Source organism: Micromonospora sp. BL1, assembly GCF_003667485.1.
In the GTDB taxonomy this organism is placed as follows: Bacteria; Actinomycetota; Actinomycetes; order Mycobacteriales; family Micromonosporaceae; genus Micromonospora; species Micromonospora tulbaghiae.
Genome location: NZ_RCVK01000191.1, coordinates 1 through 16900 on the forward strand (window position 1 = coordinate 1; position 16900 = coordinate 16900).

Below are 16900 nucleotides of genomic sequence, written 5' to 3' on the forward strand. Positions count from 1 at the left end.
AGATGTGTAGAAGAGACAGGTCGTGGACGTACTCCAGGAGGATGCGGCGCAGCTCGCGCCCGGCGTGGGTGGGCACCACGTCGCGGCGGCGGGCCACCGCGATGGTCCGGCGGACGCCGGGCGGCACGAGCCGGGTGACCCGGATGCCGGGGCGGCGGGCCACCACGATGCCCGGCACCAGCGCGACGCCGAGCCCGGCCTCGACGAAGCTGAGCACCGCGTCCATCTCCCCGCCGTCGACCGACAGGGTCGGCTCGAACCCTGCTGCCCGGCACGCCTGGAGCGTGGCGTCGCGCAGGTCGTAGCCCTCGCGGAACATGACGAGCGGCTGGTCGCGCAGGTCGGTGATGCGCAGTTCCCCGGTGGCCGAGGCGCCGGGCAGCGGGTCGACCGAGGCGACCACCAGACTCTCCCGCAGGATCGGGTCGGCGCGCAGCCCCGGGTCGGTGCCGGCCGACGGCATGATGATCAGGGCGAGGTCCAGGTCGCCGCGGAGCAGGTCCCGGACGAGATCCTGCGAGCCGCCCTCCTCCACGCGCAGGTCGACAGTGGGGTGCGCGTCGCGGAACCGGCGCAGCACCGGCGGGGCGAGCGAGGTGGCCAGGCTGGGCGTGGCGCCGAGCCGGACCCGGCCGCGGCGCAGCCCCACCAGCTCCTGCACCTCGCGGGTGGCGGTCTCCACGTCGGCGAGGATCCGCTTGGCCAGCGGCAGCAGCACCTCGCCGGCCGCGGTGAGTGTGATGTTGCCCCTTACCCGCTCGAACAGCGGGGCCCCCAGGTCGGTCTCCAGGGCGTGAATTTGCTTACTCAACGAGGGCTGGGTTATGCCGACAAGATCGGCTGCCTGGGTGAAATGTCGTACTTCGGCGACCGCTACGAAGTACCGAAGCTGATGGAGCTGCATCTACATAGCTTACGGCTATCAACACTGCGATTTCGATGCATTGGACGCCTGATCGAAGTGCTCCTAGCGTCGACCGCGTGGTAATCACGAAAACTCGGTCGCCCATCCGCTCGAACGTCGGCCTCAAGGCCGTCATGGCGGTGACGGGCATCATCCTTGTGCTGTTCCTGATCCTGCACATGCTCGGGAACCTGAAGATCTTCACGGGCGAGACCTCGTTCGACCACTACGCGCACTGGCTGCGCGACATCGGCACGCCGCTGCTGCCGACGACGTGGTTCCTGTGGATCCAGCGCACGGTGCTCACCCTGGCCGTCCTGGGGCACATCGGCGCGGCCACCATGCTCGCGATGCGGTCCCGGGCCGCCCGGCCGGTGAAGTACGCGCACCGCCGCAAGATCCACGTGAACTACGCGGCCCGCACGATGCGCTGGGGTGGTGTGATCATCCTGCTCTTCGTGATCTACCACATCCTGGACCTGACCACGGGTCACCTGAACCCGCAGGGCGACCCGTCGAACCCGTACGGCAACGTCGTCGCGGACTTCGCGCCGGAGCGCTGGTACGTCACGCTCTTCTACACCCTCGCGCTGGTGACCCTCGGCTTCCACCTGCGCCACGGCGCCTTCAGCGCGTTCCGCAGCCTCGGCCAGCAGACGCCCAAGGGCGAGCGCCGGGCCCGGATCGCCGCACTCGTCTTCGCCGTCGCGCTCGTCGGCGGCTACCTGCTGGTCCCGTTCGCCGTGATCACCGGATTGGTGGCCTGACATGGATCTCTACACCGAGGGCGACCCGATCGCCGACACCCGGGCCCCGGACGGCCCGATCGAGACGCGGTGGGAGCGCCACCGCTTCGAGATGAAGCTGGTCAACCCGGCCAACCGCCGGAAGATGACGGTGATCGTGGTCGGCACCGGCCTGGCCGGCGGCTCCGCCGCCGCCACGCTGGCCGAGCAGGGCTACCGGGTGAAGTCCTACTGCTACCAGGACAGCCCGCGCCGGGCCCACTCGATCGCCGCGCAGGGCGGCATCAACGCCGCCAAGAACTACCGCAACGACGGCGACTCCGTGCACCGCCTGTTCTACGACACGGTCAAGGGCGGCGACTTCCGCTCCCGCGAGTCGAACGTGCACCGGCTGGCCGAGGTGTCCGTCAACATCATCGACCAGTGCGTGGCCCAGGGCGTCCCGTTCGCCCGCGAGTACGGCGGCCTGCTGGACACCCGTTCCTTCGGCGGCGCCCAGGTGCAGCGCACCTTCTACGCCCGGGGCCAGACGGGCCAGCAGCTGCTGCTCGGCGCGTACCAGGCCCTGGAGCGGCAGATCGGCCTGGGCAACGTGGAGATGAACGCCCGCCACGAGATGCTCGAACTGGTCCTCGTCGACGGCCGGGCGCGCGGCATCGTGGTCCGCGACATGGTCACCGGCGAGATCAGCACCGAGATGGCCGACGCGGTCGTGCTCGCCTCCGGCGGCTACGGCAACGTCTTCTACCTCTCCACGAACGCCAAGGGCTGCAACGTCACCGCCTCCTGGCGGGCGCACCGCAAGGGCGCGTACTTCGCCAACCCCTGCTACACGCAGATCCACCCGACCTGCATCCCGGTCTCCGGCGACCACCAGTCGAAGCTGACCCTGATGAGCGAGTCGCTGCGCAACGACGGCCGGGTGTGGGTGCCCAAGGCCAAGGGCGACCAGCGCAGCCCGCGGGAGATCCCCGAGGACGAGCGGGACTACTACCTGGAGCGGATCTACCCGTCCTTCGGCAACCTGGTCCCCCGCGACATCGCCTCCCGCGCCGCGAAGAACGTGTGCGACTCCGGACGCGGCGTCGGCCCGACCGGCCTCGGCGTCTACCTGGACTTCGCCGACGCGATCAACCGGCTCGGCCGCAAGGCCATCGAGGCCAAGTACGGCAACCTGTTCGAGATGTACGAGCGGATCACCGGCGAGGACCCGTACGAGGTGCCGATGCGGATCTACCCCGCCGTGCACTACACGATGGGCGGCCTCTGGGTCGACTACGACCTCCAGTCGAGCATCCCCGGCCTGTTCGTGATCGGTGAGGCCAACTTCTCCGACCACGGCGCGAACCGGCTCGGCGCCTCGGCGCTGATGCAGGGCCTGGCCGACGGCTACTTCGTGCTGCCGAACACGCTCGCCAACTACCTGGCCTCCTCCGGCCCGCTGGACAAGGTCGACGCCAGCCACCCCGATGCGGTCGCGGCGCGTACCGAGGTCGAGGACCGGATCAAGCGGCTGCTGGCGATCAACGGCGACCGCACCGTGGACTCGTTCCACCGCGAGCTGGGCCAGATCATGTGGGAGCACTGCGGCATGGAGCGCTCCGAGGCCGGGCTGCGCAAGGCGATCGACGAGATCCGCGCGCTGCGCGAGCAGTTCTGGCAGCGGGTGCGCGTCCCGGGCGACGGCGAGGGCCTCAACCAGTCGCTGGAGAAGGCCGGCCGGGTGGCCGACTTCTTCGAGCTGGCCGAGCTGATGTGCATCGACGCCCTGCACCGCGAGGAGTCCTGCGGCGGCCACTTCCGGGCCGAGCACCAGACGCCCGACGGCGAGGCGCAGCGCGACGACGACCGGTTCGCCTACGTGGCGGCCTGGGAGTACACCGGCACCGGTGAGCCCGTGCTGCACAAGGAAGACCTGACCTTCGAATACGTCCACCCCACGCAGCGGAGCTACAAGTGAACCTGACCCTGCGCATCTGGCGCCAGCACGGCCCCGAGGACAAGGGTCGGATGGTGACCTACCCGGTGCAGGACGTGTCCCCGGACATGTCCTTCCTGGAGATGCTCGACGTGCTCAACGAGCGGCTGATCCTCGACGGCGAGGAGCCGGTCGCGTTCGACCACGACTGCCGCGAGGGCATCTGCGGCATGTGCAGCCTCATGATCAACGGTGAGGCGCACGGCCCGCAGCGCGGCACCACCGCCTGCCAGCTGCACATGCGGCAGTTCTCCGACGGCGACACGATCGACATCGAGCCCTGGCGGGCCCGCGCCTTCCCGGTCGTCAAGGACCTGGTGGTCAACCGCAACGCCTTCGACCAGATCATCGCCGCCGGCGGCTACGTCACCGCGCCGACCGGCAGCGCCCCGGAGGCGCACTCGGTGCCGGTGCCGAAGGCCGACGCGGACGCCGCGTTCGAGTCGGCGGCCTGCATCGGCTGCGGCGCCTGCGTGGCGGCCTGCCCGAACGGCTCCGGCATGCTGTTCACCGCCGCGAAGATCACCCAGCTCTCGCTGCTGCCGCAGGGCCAGCCGGAGCGTTACACCCGGGTGATCGGCATGGTCGACGCGCACGACGAGGCCGGCTTCGGCGGCTGCACCAACATCGGCGAGTGCGCGGCGGCCTGCCCGAAGGGCATCCCGCTGAACACCATCGGCCGGCTCAACCGGGACTACCTGAAGGCGACGGCCAAGCGCGCCGGCTCCTGACCGGACACGGCCCGACCCACGCGACCGCCGCGTCCCGCATCCGCAGGGCGCGGCGGTCGCGCTCGCACGGGGGTACGCCCCGGCGATTGGTACGGTGAAGCGCCAACCGCGTCACCGTCTCTCCCGGGAGGGCACCCATGGCCCGGACCGCTCCGGCGCAGGCGTCCTCCCCCGGTGCCGGTCACGACGAACCGGCCGGCCCGCCGGAGTCGCTGCTGGAACGCGCCTTCACCGAGGCGCTGCACAGCGCCGACGACACCGACGAGGTGGCCACCCGGATCCTCGACGCCGCCTACGATCAGTTCTGCCGGATGGGCATCCGCCGCTCCACCATGGAGGACGTGGCCCGCCGGGCCGGCGTCTCCCGGATCACCGCGTACCGCCGGTTCGCCACCAAGGACCGGCTGGTCGAGCAGGTGGTCCGCCGCGAGTTCCGGCGCTACTTCGACCGGTTCCTGGTCGACATCCAGCAGGCGGAGACAGTCGGCGACCGGGTGGTGCTGGGTTTCGTCAGCGCGCTGGACGCGATCCGCCGCAACCCGCTGATCGGCGGGCTGATGAGCGTCGAACCGGACGTGCTCATCCCCTCGATGATCAGCGACGGCGGGCGGACGCTGGCGACCGTGCAGCGGTTCGTCGCCGGGCAGTTGCGCCGCGAGCAGCGCGCCGGCACCATCGCCGCCACAGTGGACGTGGAGGTGGCCGCCGAGCTGATGACCCGCCTGTCCTGCTCCTTCCTGCTCACCCCGAGCCACGTCGTCGACCTCGACGACGCCGACGCGCTGCGGGAGATGGCCCGGCGGTTCCTCGTACCCATGCTGGAGCCCGGCTCACAGGCCGAGTGACCGGCCGATCACCTCCTTCATGATCTCGGTGGTGCCGCCGTAGATGGTCTGGACGCGGGCGTCCAGGTAGGCGCGGGCCACCGGGTACTCGCGCATGTAGCCGTAGCCGCCGTGCAACTGGAGGCACCGGTCCACGACGCGCTTCTGCAACTCGGTGCACCACCACTTCGCCATCGCCGCCGTCTCCGTGGTGAGGTCCGGCGCGACCAGGCACTGGTCCACGAAGACCCGGCCCAGGCGCAGCTCGGTGGCGAGTTCGGCGAGCACGAACCGGTTGTGCTGGAAACTGCCGATGGGACGGCCGAACGCCTGGCGCTGCCGGCAGTAGTCGAGCGTCTGCGCGAACACCGTCTCGGCGCCCGCGAGCGCCGCGACGGCTATCGATAGCCGCTCCAGCGGCAGGTTGCGCATCAGGTAGGCGAAACCCTCGCCCTCGGCGCCGAGCAGGTTGGCCGCCGGTACGCGGACGTCGGCGAAGAACAGCTCGGCGGTGTCCTGCGCCTTCTGGCCGAGCTTGTCGAGGTTGCGGCCGCGCTCGAACCCGGGCATGCCGCGCTCGACCACGAGCAGGCTGATCCCCCGCCGTCCGGCGCCGGGATCGGTACGGGCGACCACGATCACCAGGTCGGCCAGGATGCCGTTGCTGATGAACGTCTTCTGCCCGTTGAGAACCCAGTCGTCGCCGTCGCGTACCGCCGTGGTGGTGATGCCCGCCAGGTCGCTGCCGGCGCCCGGCTCGGACATCGCGACGGCGGTGACGATCTCGCCGGAGCAGAAACCCGGCAGCCAGCGCTGCTTCTGCTCCTCGGTGGTCAGGTCGGTCAGGTACGGTCCGATGATGTCGTTGTGCAGGCCGAACGCCGGCCCGCTCGCACCGGCCCGGGCCAGTTCCTCGGTCAGGACGGCGTGGAAGCGCCGGTCGCTCACCCCGGCGCCGCCGTACCGTTCGTCGACGAAGAAGCCGAGCAGGCCGGCGGCGCCCGCGGCCCGCCACACGCCGCGGTCGACGATGCCGTCGGACTCCCAGCGCTCGTGGTGCGGGGTGATCTCCTTGTCGATGAACGCGCGCACCAGTTCGGCGAACGCGAGATGGTCGGCGGTGAAGACGGTGCGGTCCATGTGTCGGCTCCCTCCCCCGCGCTACCGGGCCATGTCCGCGACGGCGGCGACGAGGCGCCGGGGGTCCTCGCCCAGCGGCGCGACGTTCAGGATCGTCACGCCCGCGTCGCGGTACTCCTGGACCCGGTCGCGCACATAGCTCTCCGGCCCGATCAGGCTGGTGCGTTCCAGCAGTTCCGCCGGCACCGCGGCGGCGGCCTCGGCCTTGCGACCGTCCAGGTAGAGCTCCTGGATGCGGTCCGCCTCGGCGGCGTAGCCGTAGCGGCACAGCAGGTCGTGGTAGAAGTTGCGGCCCTTGGCGCCCATCCCGCCCACGTACAGGGCGATCAGCGGCCGGGCGAGGTCGCGCAGCCCGGTCACGTCCGGGCCGATGGCCAGCGGCCCGCCGGCCACCACCTCCAGCGGCCCCAGATCGGCGGACCGCTTCGCCCGGCCGGCCGCCAGCGCGGCGCCCCAGACGTCGCCCGCGCGCCGCGGGTCGTAGAGGAACGGCAGCCATCCGTCGGCGATCTCGGCGGTCATCCGGACGTTCCGGTCGCCGAGGCTCGCCACGTGGATCGGGATGCGGTCGCGGACCGGGTGGGTGAGGATCTTCAGCGGCTTGCCCAGCCCGGTGCCCTCGCCGGGCGGCAGCGGCAGCCGGTAGAGGCCGTCGTTCGTCAGCGTCTCGCGCCGCCACACCCGCCGGCAGATCTCGATCACCTCCCGGGTGCGGGCCAGCGGCCGGTCGTACGCGACGCCGTGCCATCCCTCGATCACCTGCGGCCCGGACGCGCCGAGCCCGAGGATGGCCCGGCCACCGGACATCGCGTCCAGGCCCGCCGCGGTCTGCGCCAGCAGGGCCGGGGTACGCGAGAAGATCGGCAGGATCGCGGAGCCGATGTGGACGCGGCTCGTGCGGGCGGCGAGGTAACCCATGACCGTGGGCGCGTCGAAGCCGTACGCCTCGGACACCCAGACCACGTCCAGGCCGTCCTGTTCCCAGGCGGCCACGTCGTCGGCGCCGCCGCGGGGATCGGCGGCGTACGCCAGTGTCGTCCCGATACGCATCAGTGCGCTGCTCCCTGCTTCCGGCCGACGGCGCCGCCGTCCAGCCACCGCGGTAGGTGTTCGTCCAGCCCCCAGTCGGTGAGGACGGGCTCGGTGTCCGCGCCCGGCGCGGGCGGCGGGCCGCCGACCCGGCCGGGTGTCCGGGACAGGCGGGGCGCCACGGCGGGCTGCCGGACGCCGAAGTGCTCCTCGTACGTGCCGCGCGCGTGAAGGTGCGGGTGACCCGGCGCCTCGGTCAGCGACAGCACCGGCGCGACGCAGGCGTCGGTGCCGTCGAACACGGCCGTCCACTCGTCGCGGGTACGCCCGGCGAACACCTCGGCGAAGCGGGCGCGCAGCACCGGCCATCCGGTGACGTCGTGCCGGTCCGGCAGGTCCGCGTCGGCCAGCCCGAGCAGCCGCAGCAGTTCGGCGTAGAACTGCGGCTCCAGCGCGCCGACCGCCATGTGCCCGCCGTCGGCGGTGGCGTACACGTCGTAGAACGGCGCGCCGCCGTCGAGCAGGTTGCGGCCCCGCTCGGGCCGCCAGGCGCCCTCGGCGAGCAGCCCGGCGAACGGGGTGGTGAGGTGGGCCGCGCCGTCCACGATGGCGGCGTCGACGACCTGCCCTCGCCCGGTGGCGCCGGCGACGTGCAGCGCCGCCAGGATGCCGACGACCAGGTAGAGCGCGCCGCCGCCGAAGTCGCCGACCAGGTTGAGCGGGATCTGCGGCGGCCCGCCGGCGCGGCCGATCGGATGCAGCGCCCCGGCCACCGCGATGTAGCCGATGTCGTGGCCGGCGGCGCGGGCCAGCGGCCCGTCCTGTCCCCAGCCGGTCATCCGCCCGTAGACCAGCCCCGGGTTGCGGGCCAGCGCCGCGGCCGGTCCGACGCCCAGACGCTCGGCGACGCCGGGACGCCAGCCCTCGATCAGGATCGCGGCCCGCCCGGCCAGCGCGAGGACCACCTCGGCGCCGTCGGGGTGTTTCAGGTCCACCACGATCGAACGCTTGCCCCGGTTGAGCAGGTTCCGCCCGGGGTCGCCGGCCGCGAACGCGCCGGGTTCCGGCCGGTCGACCCGGACCACGTCGGCGCCGAGGTCGGCGAGCAGCATGGCGGCGAACGGGCCGGGGCCGATCCCGGCCAGTTCCACGACCCGGACGCCGGCGAGCGGGCCGCTCACGCGCCGGCCCGTGGGGCGAAGCGGGGTGCGCGGCCCTGGGCCCGGCCGAGCAGGGCCTCGCCGAAGTCGGCGCCGGCCAGCGACTCGACCATGAGGCGGATCGCGTCGGCGGCGGCCTCGGCGGCGCCGGTCTCCAGGCCGGAGAACACCTGCCGACGGATCACCGCCATGGACGCCGGTGAGCAGTGCTGCGCCAGGGCCGCGGCATAGGCTTGTGCCTCGGCCAGCACCTCGTCGCGCGGGAGCACGCGTTGCACAAGCCCGATCCGGAACGCCTCCACCGCGTCGACCTTGCGGCCGGACAGCAGCAGGTCCAGCGCGGCGCCGACGCCCACGAGCCGGGGCAGCAGCCAGGCGCTGCCGTACTCGGCGACGAGGCCGAGCCGGCTGAACGTGGTGGACAGGCGCGCCTCCGCCGCCATGAACCGCACGTCGGCGTAGAGCGCGTGGACCAGGCCGAGACCGGCCGCCCCGCCGTTCATCGCGGCGACGATCGGCGTGCCGAGCGTCAGCGGCAGGTGCGGCGGGAAGCCGAACTCGCCGGCGAGCAGCTCACGATTGCGCTCGTCGAGCAGTGCGGCCAGCGCCTCCGGGTCGGCGCCGGAGCAGAACCAGTCACCGGAGCCGGTGACCACGACCGCCCGTACCTCCGGGTCCGCGTCCGCCGCCACCAGGGCCGCGTAGTAGTCGCGGAACATCTCCAGCGTCATCGCGTTGCGCCGGTCGGGCCGGTCGAACCAGATCGTGCGTACGCCGCCGCTGGTGGCGGCCCGCAAGCCGGCACCGACCGGCGTTCCTGTTGTGACATTTGACATTTGATACCCTCAACTGGTGGCGGACCGCGGCAGGATCCAGAACGTCTCTCAACCCCAGCTCTCCGAGACCGTGGCGAGTCTGCTGCGCGACCGGATCATGTCCGGTCAGCTGCGCCCCGGCGAACGTATCCGGCTGGAGGAGGTCGCCCAGGAGACCGGGCTGAGCATCACGCCGGTACGCGAGGCGCTGCTGATGCTGCGCGCGGAGGACATGGTCGAGCTGCAACCGCGCCGTGGGCACGTGGTGGCGCCGCTGTCCCGGCAGGACATCATCGACGTGTTCAGCCTCCAGGGCCACATCGCCGGTGAGCTGGCCGCCCGGGTCGCCACCGGCATCACCCCGGACCAGCTCGACGACCTGCGGCAGCAGCACGAGCGGCTGCGCCGCGCCGCCCAGGCCCGGCAGGTCAGCCGCGTGGAGCAGCTCGAATACGAGTTCCACCGCCGGATCAACCGGCTCGCCGACGCGCGCAAGCTGTCCTGGTTGCTGCGGACCGTGACCCGCTACACGCCGTCGCGTTTCTACGCCGCCGACCCCGAGTGGCGGGCGGGCATGATCGCCGATCACGAGGCGCTGCTCGACGCGCTCGCGGCAGGCGACCCGGAGGCCGTCCGGCCGGTCATGGCCCGGCACTTCACCGACGGCGCGGAACGGCTGGTCAAGCACCTCGACGGACTGGGCGTGTGGAACGAGTGAGTCACCGGCGGCCATGACGCCACGCGAACATCGCCAGCGAGCGCTTCATGGCGGAGGCGGACGGCTGGAGCGTCATCACCTCGATCAGCGGCCGGAACCGCTGCCACGTCACCGATCGCGCCCGGCTGAACTCGCGCAGGCCGTCCGCGCCGTGGACCCGGCCGAACCCCGAGTCGCCCACACCGCCGAAGGGCAGTGACGGCACGCCCGCGTACCCCAGCACGGAGTTGACCGACACCGCGCCGGCCCGCAGCCGCCCGGCGAGCGCCAGGCCACGGCGGCGGTCGCGGGTGAAGATCGAACCGGAGAGCCCGTAGCTGGTCGCGTTCGTCCGGCGTACCGCCTCGTCGGCGTCGGCCACCGGGTTGACCACGAGCACCGGGCCGAACGTCTCCTCGGTGACGGCGGTGCTGTCCTCGGGCACCTCGGTCAGCACGACCGGCTCCACGAACGGGGGCCGCACCGAAGCGGTGTCACCCACCACCGCCCGACCGCCCCGGTCGAGCGCGTCGGTGACGTGGCGCAGGACGACGTCCGGCTGGGTTGGCGTGGTCATCGGCCCGTACGGCGCGTCCGGCTCGGCGCCCGGCCGGACCTGCCGTGCCAGCTCGGTGAGCGTGGCCAGGAACGGCTCGTAGACGGACCGTTCGACGTAGACGCGCTCGACGCCGGCGCACGTCTGCCCGGCGTTGCCCAGGCCGCCGAAGACCGTCGCCCGCGCGGCCGCGTCCAGGTCGGCGTCGGCGGTGACGATCAGCGCGTCCTTGCCGCCGCCCTCGATCACCACCGGGGTCAGGCTCTCGGCGCAGGCGGCCATCACCGCGCGACCGGTCGCGGCCGACCCGGTGAAGGCGATCTTGTCGGCCGACGCGCGGCACAACGCGGCTCCGGTCGAGCCGTCACCGGTCACCACCTGGAGGACCGGGTGGTCGGGGAACAGCTCGTGCCAGCGCTCGGCCAGCCACACACCGACGCCGGGGGTGAACTCGCTGGGCTTGAACACCACCGCGTTGCCGGCCGCGAGCGCGTGCGACACCGCGCCCATCGGCGTGTAGACGGGGTAGTTCCACGGACCGATCACGCCGACCACGCCGTACGGCACGTACTCGACGGAGGCGGCCTGGTTGAACGCGAGCAGGCCGGAGGAGACCGAGCGCCGCCTGAGCACCCGCGCGGCGTGCCGGGCCGCCCAGTCCAGGTGCTCGACGGCGAGCATCACCTCGAGCTGCGCCCCGGCGAGGCTCTTGCCGGTCTCGCTCCGGACGATCCCGGCCAGTTCCTCGATGCCGCCGGCGACCGCCGCCTTGTACGCCAGCAGGTGGCGGCGGCGTTGCCGGGCGTCCAGGGCGGCCCACCAGCCGGCCGCCTCGCGGGCCCGTGCCACGGCGGCGCGCACGGCGGCGTCGTCGGCGATCTCGTAGTCGGCGCGGTGCTCACCCGTCACCGGGTCGACGACGCGCAGCCGGCGAGGGTGCTCCACGAGGGACGTCATCGACAGCCTCCTGACATTTGATATTCGATAGTCTAGCCTTGCTGTCAATCCCTGCTGACGCGCTGGAGGTACCGCGGTGGAGTGGAGCGACGAGCAACGATCCCTGGTCGAGGCGGTGCGGGACTTCTGCCGCCGCGAGGTGGGCACCCGCGAGCAGCGGCGGAACCTCACGAACGGCGGCCGGGAACCGCACAGCCCGGAGCTGTACCGCAAGATGGCCGACCTCGGCTGGCTGGGCCTGTCCCTGCCCGAGGAGTTCGACGGCGGCGGCGCCGGCATGACGGAGCTGTGCCTGTTCCTGGAGGAGACGGCCCGCGCGATGGCCCCGATCGGCGGCTTCACCACCTCGATCATCGTGGCCGCCACCTACCAGCGGTTCGGCACGCCGGCGCAGAAGAAGCTGATCCTGTCCGGAGTGGCCCGCGGCGTCATCGAGGCGGTCGCGATGTCCGAGCCCGAGGCCGGCTCCGACGTGGCGAACCTGAGCTGCCGCGCCGAGCGCCGCGACGACGGGTACGTCGTCAACGGCCAGAAGACGTGGTGTTCGAACGCCCACCTCGCCGAGCACATCCTGCTGGTCGCCCGCACCTCCGGCCGGGCCGGCGACCACCACGGCCTGACCATGTTCCTGGTCCCCGCCTCGGCGCCCGGCCTGACCGTCTCCGGCATCGACACCATGGGCGGCCGGGAGGTGAACGACCTCTACTTCACCGACTGTTTGCTGCCCGCCGACGCCGTGGTCGGCGAGGTCGACAACGGCTGGCGGCAACTGATGGCCGGGCTCAACATGGAGCGGCTGATCCTCGCCAGCGTCATGCTCGGCACCGCGCAGCGGGCGTTCGACGACGTCGTGGAGTACGTCCGGAACCGGCGGCAGTTCCGCCGGCCGATCGGATCGTTCCAGGTGCTCCGGCACCGGCTGGCCGACCTGGCCACCGAGATCGAGTGTGCCCGGCTGCTGGTCTACGACACCGCCGCCAAGGTCGACAGGGCACCGGACACGGTGCTGCCCCGGGAGAGTTCGATGGCGAAGCTCAAGGCCACCGAGACCGCCCGCCGGGTCGCCCTGGACGCGATGCAGATGATGGGCGGCTACGGCTACACCACCGAGTTCGACATGGAGCGCCTGGTCCGCTCGTCGATCGTGTCCACCGTCTACGGCGGGGCCAGCGAGATCCAGCGCGAGATCATCGCCAAGACGTACGGCCTGTCCGAGCAGATGTCCTGACCCACCCGGCCCCTCGGTCGATCGGAGGCACCGTGCACCTGTCCGACCGCCAGCGCGCCGCCCTGGCGAGCATCTGCGACACGTTCGCGCCGGGTGACGGCGCCGGGATCCCTTCGGCCAGCCGGCTCGGCGCGACCGAGGTGATGGCCGCGCTCGTCCTGCACAATCCGCGCACCGCCGAGGTCCGGCAGTTCCTGCGGCTGCTGGACCGGTGGGACTCCCCGGTCACCCAGTTCGTCCTCGGCGGTTGCGCGCAGCCGTTCTCCCGGCAGTCGCCGCAACGCCGGGAGAGGACGCTGCTCGCGCTGGCCCACTCGCGGGTCACCGCCAAACGGGCGCTGTTCCAGGCACTCAAGGGCGCCGCCACCCTCTCCTACTACCTGACGCCGGGGCCGGCCGGGCACTCGCCCGTGTGGGACGCCATCGGCTATCCCGGACCGCTCGGGGTCCGGGCCGACGCGCCCGCGCCGCCGCTGACCCCGGTCCGCCCCTCCGCGCCGGCCACACTGGACTGCGACGTCGTCGTCGTCGGATCCGGCGCCGGCGGCGGCACTGCCGCCGCGGTCCTCGCCGGGCACGGCCTGGACGTGGTCGTCGTCGAGAAGGGCGGCTACTACGACGACCGGGACTTCGACGGCGGGGAGTTGTCCGGACTGTCCCGGCTCTACGCCCCCGGCCCCGCCGCCACCGCCGAGGGCCAGCTCAGCCTCCTCCAGGGGCAGTGCCTCGGCGGCGGCACAGTGGTGAACTACACCACGTCGTTCCCCACCCCGGCCCGGGTGCGCGAGGAGTGGGCCGCGCTCGGCGTGCCGCAGTTCGCCACCGACGAGTACGACGGCTGCCTCGACGCGGTGTGGACGCGGCTCGGCGTCAACCGCGAGCACGGCCGGATCTCCTCCCGGGACGCGCTGATGGAGCGCGGACTGAACCGGCTGGGCTGGCACGTCGACGAGATGCCCCGCAACGTCGACGGCTGCGACACCGGTGTCGAGTGCGGGCGCTGCGGCCTGGGCTGCCGGATCGGTGCCAAACGGTCCGCGACGAAGACCTGGCTGGCCGACGCGGAACGCGCCGGTGCGCGGCTCGTCGTCGGCGTCGACGTGCGGGCCGTGACAGTCGAAGCGGGCCGGGCGACGGGCGTGACCGGCCACACCGCGGACGGCCATCCGGTCGCCGTACGCGCCCGCGCCGTGGTGGTCGCCGCCGGCAGCGTGCAGACACCCGCACTGCTCCGCCGCTCCGGGCTCACCAACCCGAACATCGGCCGGCACCTGCACCTGCATCCGGCGACCGGCGTGTGGGGCGTGTTCGCCGAGGAGGTCCGGCCGTGGGAGGGCGGGATGCAGACCCGGTACTCCACCGAACACGCCGACCTCGACGGCCGCGGCTACGGCGTCATCTACGAGACCGCCGCCACCAACCCGGCCACCGCCGTGTCGTTCATGAGCTGGACGGGCGGACGGGCCCATCTGGACCGGATGCGCGCGCTGCCGCACCTCGGCGGGGTCGGCGTGATCACCCGCGACCGCGACAGCGGTGAGGTCCGGGTCGGCCGCGACGGCGAGCCGGTGGTGCACTACCGCCTCTCCCCCTACGACGCGGCCCACCTGCGGGCCGGGATCGCCGGCGCGGCCCGGATCGTCGAGGCGGCCGGAGCGCTGCGGCTCTGGTCCGGACACCAGCGCGGCCCGGTCTGGGAACGCGGCACGGGTTCCGTCGACGAGTTCGTCCGGCACGTCGAGACACTGGGAACCGCGCCCGGGCAGGTCACCATGGCCGCCCTGCACATCATGGGCGCGGCCCGGATGGGCGGCAGCGCGGCGACGTCGGTGGCCCGGCCGGACGGCGCGACGTGGGAGGTGCCCAACCTGGTCCTCGCCGACGCGTCCACCTTCCCGGGGTCGCTGGGCGTCAACCCGATGATCTCCGTGGAGGCCATCGCGTACATGAACGCCCAGCGACTCGCCGCCGCGCTCTGACCGCCGCTACTCGAACCGTTCGCCCCGCTCGGCCATCGCCGTCAGCAGTGGCGGCGGGTCGAACCGCTCGCCGTAGCGCTCGGCCAGCACCCGGGCACGGGCCACGAAGCCCGGCAGCCCGCCGTCGTACTGGTTGACGTACTGGAGGACGCCGCCGGTCCAGCTCGGATAGCCGATCCCCAGGATCGAGCCGACGTTGGCGTCCGCCACCGAGGTCAGCACGCCCTCGTCGAGGCACCGCACCGACTCGATCGCCTCGATGAAGAGCATCCGCTCCTTGAGGTCCTCGAACGGCGTGTCCAGGTTCGTGCCGCCGAACTGCTCCCGCAGGCCCGGCCAGAGCCCGGCCCGCTTCCCGTCGCGGTAGTCGTAGAAGCCGGCGCCACCGGAGCGCCCGGTCCGGCCGCACTCGTCGATCATCCGGTCGATCACCGCGTCGGCCGCGTGCGGCGTCCAGGTGCCTCCGGCGGCCACAGTGGCCGCGGCCGTCTCCTGCCGGATCTTCCGGGGCAGGGTCAGGGTCAGCTCGTCCATCAGCGCGAGGACCGGCGCGGGATACCCGGCCTGGCTGCTCGCCTGCTCGATGGTCGCCGCCGGGATGCCCTCGGCGAGCATCGCCACGCCCTCGTTGGTGAACGTCCCGATGACCCGGCTGGTGAAGAAGCCCCGGCTGTCGTTGACCACGATCGGCGTCTTGCGCAGCCGGCGGACGACGCCCAGGGCGCGGCCCAGTGTGGTCTCGTCGGTCCGCTCCCCGCGGATCACCTCGACCAGCGGCATCTTGTCCACCGGGGAGAAGAAGTGCAGCCCGACGAACTCCTCCGGCCGGCTGACGCCCTCGGCGAGCAGCGTGATGGGCAGCGTGGAGGTGTTGGAGGCGATGAGCGCGTCCGGCGCGACCTGTTCGATCTCGGCGTACACCTTGTGCTTGAGCGCCGGGTCCTCGAAGACCGCCTCGATGACGAGGTCGACGCCGGCCAGGTCGGCGACGTCGCCGGTGGCGTGGATGCGGGCCAGGAACTCGTCGCGCTCCGCCGGTGTCGTCCGGCCCCGGGCGACGGCCTTGTCGAGCAGGCCCGCCGAGTACGCCTTGCCGCGCGCCGCCCCCTCGGCGGTGACGTCCTTGAGCACCACCCGCATGCCGGCGCGGGCGCAGACGTACGCGATGGCGGCGCCCATCATGCCCGCGCCGACGACCGCGACGCTGCGCACCGGCTCGTGGTCCCCGCCCGCGGCCCGGGACCGGGCGGCCTGGAGGTCGAAGAAGAGCGCCTTGATCATGTTCTTGGCGATCTGCCCGGTGGCCAGCTCGGTGAAGTACCGGCCCTCGATCGCGAACGCGGTGTCCAGGTCGACCTGGGCGCCCTCGACGGCGGCGGCGAGGATGTTGCGGGGCGCCGGGTAGGGCGCGCCCTTGAGCTGCTTGCGCAGCAGGGCGGGCATGGCCGGCAACTGCATGGCGAGGCCGGGGCTGGACGGGGTGCCGCCGGGCATCCGGTAGCCCTTGCGGTCGTACGGCTGGGTCGCGTCCGGGTGGGCGGCGATCCAGTCGCGGGCGGCGGCCATCAGGGCGTCCCGGTCGGCGGCGACCTCGTCGACGAGCCCGTGCGCGAGCGCGTCCTGCGGCCGGCGGCGCTGGCCGCGCAGCAGCCAGTCGGTCAGCGCGGCGGTGACGCCGAGCAGCCGGACGGTACGCACCACCCCGCCGCAGCCGGGCAGCAGGCCGAGCGTGACCTCGGGAAAGCCGATCTCGACGGCCGGGTCGTCGAGCACGACCCGGTGGTGGCAGCCCAGCGCCAGTTCCAGCCCGCCGCCGAGGGCCGATCCGTTGATCGCGGCGACGACCGGCCGGCCGAGCGTCTCCAGCCGGCGTACGGCGTGCTTGAGCGCGGCCGCGTCGGCGGCGGACGCCTCGGCGTCGGCGGGCGTCAGCCGCACCAGGGTCTCCAGGTCGCCGCCGGCGAAGAACGTCTTCTTGGCCGAGGTGACGATCACGCCGGTGATCCGGTCGCGCTCGGCTTCGAGCCGGTCCACAGTGGCGGTGAGGCTCGCGCCGAACTCCGCGTTCATCACGTTCGCCGAGCGGCCGGGGTGGTCGAGGGTGAGCAGCACGATGCCGTCGTCGCCGTGCTCCCACCGGATGGTGTTGGCCATTC

At 72.6% G+C, this 16900-nt stretch carries 14 protein-coding genes; 7 read left to right on the forward strand and 7 right to left on the reverse strand.

Features of this window, described 5'->3' with window-relative positions:
- The coding region (locus tag EAD96_RS08840) for a LysR family transcriptional regulator (RefSeq protein ID WP_147457856.1) at positions 1–904 on the reverse strand (904 nt) is incomplete at its 3' end.
- A gap of 35 nt (positions 905–939) precedes the next feature.
- Between EAD96_RS08840 and EAD96_RS08845 the strand changes: the two genes are divergently transcribed.
- The 4 genes from EAD96_RS08845 (at position 940) to EAD96_RS08860 (ending at position 5204) form a co-directional block, all read left to right on the forward strand.
- Positions 940–1671 (forward strand): succinate dehydrogenase cytochrome b subunit, encoded by a 732-nt coding sequence (locus EAD96_RS08845; RefSeq protein WP_199733105.1) that lies wholly within the window; start codon positions 940–942, stop codon positions 1669–1671.
- A 1-nt stretch (position 1672) separates the two neighbouring features.
- Positions 1673–3610 carry a fumarate reductase/succinate dehydrogenase flavoprotein subunit gene (locus tag EAD96_RS08850; protein ID WP_120570662.1) on the forward strand — a complete coding sequence of 646 codons (1938 nt, stop codon included), beginning with the start codon at positions 1673–1675 and terminating at the stop codon, positions 3608–3610.
- Complete coding sequence (locus EAD96_RS08855; RefSeq protein WP_030499798.1) at positions 3607–4359, forward strand: succinate dehydrogenase/fumarate reductase iron-sulfur subunit; 753 nt, start codon at positions 3607–3609, stop codon at positions 4357–4359. Before EAD96_RS08850 ends, EAD96_RS08855 begins: the two co-directional genes overlap by 4 nt.
- Before the next feature lie 137 nt (positions 4360–4496).
- A complete protein-coding gene (locus EAD96_RS08860) occupies positions 4497–5204 on the forward strand; it encodes a TetR/AcrR family transcriptional regulator (RefSeq protein ID WP_121683902.1) in 708 nt (235 codons plus the stop codon).
- Here EAD96_RS08860 and EAD96_RS08865 read toward each other — a convergent pair.
- Genes EAD96_RS08865 through EAD96_RS08880 form a run of 4 tightly spaced genes read right to left on the reverse strand, consistent with a single transcriptional unit; the run spans position 5190 to position 9309 of the window.
- Positions 5190–6323 (reverse strand): acyl-CoA dehydrogenase family protein, encoded by a 1134-nt coding sequence (locus EAD96_RS08865; protein WP_121683903.1) that lies wholly within the window; start codon positions 6321–6323, stop codon positions 5190–5192. The two genes, EAD96_RS08860 and EAD96_RS08865, sit on opposite strands and share 15 nt — an antisense overlap.
- A 21-nt stretch (positions 6324–6344) precedes the next feature.
- Positions 6345–7373: an LLM class F420-dependent oxidoreductase gene (locus EAD96_RS08870; protein ID WP_121683904.1), complete on the reverse strand. Its 1029-nt coding sequence runs from the start codon at positions 7371–7373 to the stop codon at positions 6345–6347.
- Positions 7373–8533, reverse strand: coding sequence for a CaiB/BaiF CoA-transferase family protein (locus EAD96_RS08875; protein WP_121683905.1), 1161 nt, complete (start codon positions 8531–8533; stop codon positions 7373–7375). Before EAD96_RS08875 ends, EAD96_RS08870 begins: the two co-directional genes overlap by 1 nt.
- Positions 8530–9309 carry an enoyl-CoA hydratase-related protein gene (locus EAD96_RS08880; protein ID WP_233585565.1) on the reverse strand — a complete coding sequence of 260 codons (780 nt, stop codon included), beginning with the start codon at positions 9307–9309 and terminating at the stop codon, positions 8530–8532. Before EAD96_RS08880 ends, EAD96_RS08875 begins: the two co-directional genes overlap by 4 nt.
- A gap of 55 nt (positions 9310–9364) precedes the next feature.
- Here EAD96_RS08880 and EAD96_RS08885 point away from each other — a divergent pair, with 55 nt between their 5' ends.
- Positions 9365–10045, forward strand: coding sequence for a GntR family transcriptional regulator (locus tag EAD96_RS08885; RefSeq protein ID WP_121683907.1), 681 nt, complete (start codon positions 9365–9367; stop codon positions 10043–10045).
- Position 10046: 1 nt separating this feature from the next.
- On the opposite strand, the gene EAD96_RS08890 is transcribed toward EAD96_RS08885, so the two are convergent.
- Complete coding sequence (locus tag EAD96_RS08890) at positions 10047–11537, reverse strand: aldehyde dehydrogenase family protein (RefSeq protein ID WP_121683908.1); 1491 nt, start codon at positions 11535–11537, stop codon at positions 10047–10049.
- Between the two features lie 76 nt (positions 11538–11613).
- On the opposite strand from EAD96_RS08890, the gene EAD96_RS08895 reads away from it, so the two are divergent.
- Positions 11614–12765 carry an acyl-CoA dehydrogenase family protein gene (locus tag EAD96_RS08895; RefSeq protein ID WP_121683909.1) on the forward strand — a complete coding sequence of 384 codons (1152 nt, stop codon included), beginning with the start codon at positions 11614–11616 and terminating at the stop codon, positions 12763–12765.
- Between the two features lie 32 nt (positions 12766–12797).
- Positions 12798–14744, forward strand: coding sequence for a GMC family oxidoreductase N-terminal domain-containing protein (locus EAD96_RS08900; protein WP_121683910.1), 1947 nt, complete (start codon positions 12798–12800; stop codon positions 14742–14744).
- Positions 14745–14750: 6 nt separating this feature from the next.
- Here the strand turns inward: EAD96_RS08900 and EAD96_RS08905 are convergent, their stop codons facing one another.
- On the reverse strand, positions 14751–16898 hold the full coding sequence (locus tag EAD96_RS08905) for a 3-hydroxyacyl-CoA dehydrogenase NAD-binding domain-containing protein (protein ID WP_121683911.1): 2148 nt from the start codon (positions 16896–16898) through the stop codon (positions 14751–14753).
- Positions 16899–16900 lie beyond the last annotated feature (2 nt).